Source organism: Pseudomonas sp. K5002 (assembly GCF_013386655.1).
Taxonomy (GTDB): Bacteria; Pseudomonadota; Gammaproteobacteria; order Pseudomonadales; family Pseudomonadaceae; genus Aquipseudomonas.
This window is the reverse complement of record NZ_JACARK010000761.1, coordinates 1-3,261: the sequence shown is the minus strand read 5'-3', so window position 1 is coordinate 3,261 and position 3,261 is coordinate 1. Positions and strand designations below refer to the sequence as shown.

Here is a 3,261-nt window from a genome sequence, read left to right as displayed (position 1 = left end):
CGAGGATCGAAGTGTCGAGGTCGGCGTAGGCGCTCATGGCCAGGGTGCGCGGGATCGGTGTGGCGGTCATGATCAACTGGTGCGGGCTCATGCGGCCGCCCACGCCTTTCTGGCGCAGGGCCAGGCGCTGCTGCACACCGAAGCGGTGCTGTTCGTCGATGATCACCAGCGCCAGATTCTTGAACTTCACTTCGTCCTGGAACAACGCGTGGGTGCCCACCACCATCGGGGCGCCGGCGGCGATCTGCTCCAGGGCGGCTACGCGGTTCTTGCCCTTGAGCTTGCCGGCCAGCCACGCGACTTCCAGGCCCAGCGGTTCGAGCCAGCGCTTGAAGGTGATGAAGTGCTGTTCGGCAAGAATCTCGGTGGGCGCCATCAGCGCCACCTGATAGCCGGCTTCGAGGGCCTGCAACGCGGCGAGGGCGGCGACCACGGTTTTACCCGCGCCCACGTCACCCTGGATCAGCCGCAGCATCGGTTCTTTCTGGCTCAGGTCGTAGGCGATTTCATTGCCGACCCGTTGCTGGGCGCCCGTCGGTGCAAACCCCAGGTTGGCCAGGTATTGCGCAGGCAGGCGCTTGGCCTTGGGCATGGCCGGCGCGCGCAGCGAACGCATGCTCTCGCGCAGGCGCTGCTGGGACAGTTGATGGGTCAGCAGTTCTTCGAACGCCAGGCGATGCTGGGCCCAGTGATGCCCGAGAGCCAACTCGTCGACGTCGGCATCGGCGGGTGGGTGATGCAGGTAGCGGATCGCATCATCCAGCGGCGCCAGTTGATAGTCGCGCGCCAGTTCCTGGGGCAGCCAGTCGGGCAGGCTTTTTGGCCCGAGCATCGTCAGAGTCTGCATGCACAGTTGGCGCAAGCGCTGCTGGGTCAGGCCTTCGGTGAGCGGGTAAATTGGCGTGAGGGTGGTGTCTACCGGCGGCGGTTCGTCGCCGGTAATCGCGCGGTATTCCGGGTGATAGATTTCCAGCCCCGAAGCACCGGGCCGGGCTTCGCCGTAGCAGCGCACGCGGGTACCACGCTTGAGGCCTTCCTTCTGGGCGTTGCTGAAGTGGTAGAAGCGCAGGCTCAGGCCGCCGGTGCCGTCTTGCAGGCGCACCACCAAGCTACGGCGCTTGCCCATCACCACATCGGCGCCGCTGACGGTGCCTTCAACCACGGCGTCCTGCCCAGGGCGCAAGTGGCCGATGGGCACCACGCGGGTGCGGTCCTGGTAACGCAGGGGCAGGTGGAACAGCACGTCCTGGAGATTTTCCAGCCCGACCTTGGCCAACTTCTCGGCCATGGCCTCCCCGACACCCTTGAGTGCCGTCACCGATACCTGCGACAGCTCAGTCATACCGTTACTTAGCTCGCAGCAGGCGGCTTGGCCACCGAACACAGGCGGATCGAGTCGGCGAGGATTTCAATCGCTTTCGGACGCGGGAAGCTCGCACGCCAGGCAATCGCCACGGTGCGGAACGGTACCGGCGGCGTCAGTGGGCGCACGGCGATCACGCCGGGGGCGTAGTGATGGCTGTCGACCGCCGACAGCGGTAGGATCGAGATACCCAGTCCGGAGGCGACCATATGGCGAATGGTTTCCAGGGAGCTGGACTCCACGGTGGTGTGCTTGGCGCCGTCGTTGCCCTTGGTCAGGGTCGGGCAGGCTTCCAGCACCTGGTCGCGGAAGCAATGGCCTTCGCCCAGCAACAGCAGGCTCTTGTCGTTGAGCAGGCCCGCGTCGATGGTGTCTTTCTGCGTCCATGGGTGGGACGCCGGCATCAGCACGTAGAACGGTTCATCGTAGAGCGGCAGGGTCAGCACATCCGCCTCGTTGAACGGCAGGGCGATGATGATCGCGTCCAGCTCGCCGTTGCGCAGTTTGTCGCGCAGCACGTGGGTGAAGTTTTCTTCGATATACAGCGGCATCTGCGGCGCGACGCGGTGCAGTTGCGGAATCAAGTGCGGGAACAGGTACGGGCCGACGGTGTAGATGGCGCCGACTTTCAGCGGGGCGGTCAGCTGGTTCTTGCCGGCCTGGGCCAGCTCGCGAATGCTTTGGGCCTGTTCCAGAACCTTCTGGGCCTGGGCGACGATGCCTTCGCCGACGGGCGTCAGGCGCACGGCGCTTTTGCTGCGCTCGAAAATCAGCACACCGAGTTCGTCTTCAAGCTTCTTCACACCCACCGACAGCGTCGGCTGGCTGACGTGGCAACGCTCGGCCGCGTGGCCGAAGTGCTGCTCTTGGGCGAGGGTAACGATGTAGCGTAATTCTGTAAGAGTCATAGCGGGCGTCCATGAGGTTGCGGGCCAAGCATACCGGCTGCAATCGATAGACGCACGTTATCAGACAGCGTAGGGGCCGCGACACCGGTTAATCGGGTATCGCCGCCCCGTATTTCACTTTTGCGGGTACTTGAAGGTGAAGGTTTCGGTGAAGGGAGCCCACCATTCAGGCACGCCGGTTTCCTTGTCTACATGGTGGAAGAAGCCCTTGATCTGTGGGCTTTCATAGCGCAGCACCACGGTGTAGGTGCCGGGGCCGTCCATTTTCACGTTGTTGGCGTAGTGGGCGCCGTCTTTGGCCACCATCGGCAACAGCGTGCCGATTTCCTTGTAGTCGGGCGAGCCCTCCTTGACCAGTGAGTAGCTGATGGTCAGGTAGGGCACCCACTCACCGTTGGACAGGCCGTATTTGTTGTCGGCGGTGGCGTGCACATCGGTCTCAAGGTGTACCGAGTCCTTGCTCATCACCATGCCTGGCGGCATGGGCGCCATTTCGATGCCCACCAAGTACGAGGAGGCGATCTCCATGTCATTGATCTGCACCGGTCCGCCAATCGGGTATTCGCGGGCTTGGGCGAGGGAGGAAGCGGCCACGGCGCTGACGAGCAGCAGTGCGGCGGCGAAGGGGTTGCGCAGGTGTTTCATGGTGGGGCTCCTGGGGCGGTTAATGTGATTGTGTCGGGCGTGAATGCAGTAAACGGTTACCCAGCACCAGGAGCGAGAGGGTGACGAGCCACGCCACCAATTGAACGCCCAGAGGTCGGTCGGTGTAGCCCACCAGCGCGGTCAATGCGCGGCCGGTGAGGCTGCCATCGGAGACCAGCCAGGAGGTGTCCCAGAGCTGGTAGCCCCAGGCGGGAATCAGGTCGATACCGGCGAGGATCGCGGCGGCCCGGCCAGCCATGCCGGCGGCAAGCAAGGCGATCATCCAGCCGGTAATCGAGAACAGGCGCTTGAGGCTGATGGCGACCAGGCCGCGGTACATCAGCC

At 64.0% G+C, this 3,261-nt stretch carries 4 protein-coding genes; all 4 read right to left on the bottom strand.

What is annotated here, in order from left to right:
- Positions 1 to 1,342, bottom strand: a 1,342-nt coding sequence (locus HX846_RS27905; protein ID WP_178966528.1) for an ATP-dependent DNA helicase RecG, incomplete at its 3' end; no start/stop codon positions are given.
- An 8-nt stretch (positions 1,343 to 1,350) separates the two neighbouring features.
- The gene (locus tag HX846_RS27900) at positions 1,351 to 2,271 is read right to left on the bottom strand and encodes a hydrogen peroxide-inducible genes activator (RefSeq protein WP_003213305.1); all 921 of its coding nucleotides are present in this window, start codon (positions 2,269 to 2,271) and stop codon (positions 1,351 to 1,353) included.
- A 114-nt stretch (positions 2,272 to 2,385) separates the two neighbouring features.
- Positions 2,386 to 2,916 carry an iron transporter gene (locus HX846_RS27895; RefSeq protein WP_087693714.1) on the bottom strand — a complete coding sequence of 177 codons (531 nt, stop codon included), beginning with the start codon at positions 2,914 to 2,916 and terminating at the stop codon, positions 2,386 to 2,388.
- A 19-nt stretch (positions 2,917 to 2,935) separates the two neighbouring features.
- Positions 2,936 to 3,261: FTR1 family protein (locus HX846_RS27890; RefSeq protein WP_178966527.1), on the bottom strand; the 326-nt coding region annotated here is incomplete at its 5' end.

What these genes read in the sequence shown, in the direction of transcription:
- HX846_RS27900 (WP_003213305.1), bottom strand. Translation starts at nt 2,271, where the DNA reads ATGACTCTTACAGAATTACGCTACATCGTTACCCTCGCCCAAGAGCAG.
- HX846_RS27895 (WP_087693714.1), bottom strand. Translation starts at nt 2,916, where the DNA reads ATGAAACACCTGCGCAACCCCTTCGCCGCCGCACTGCTGCTCGTCAGC.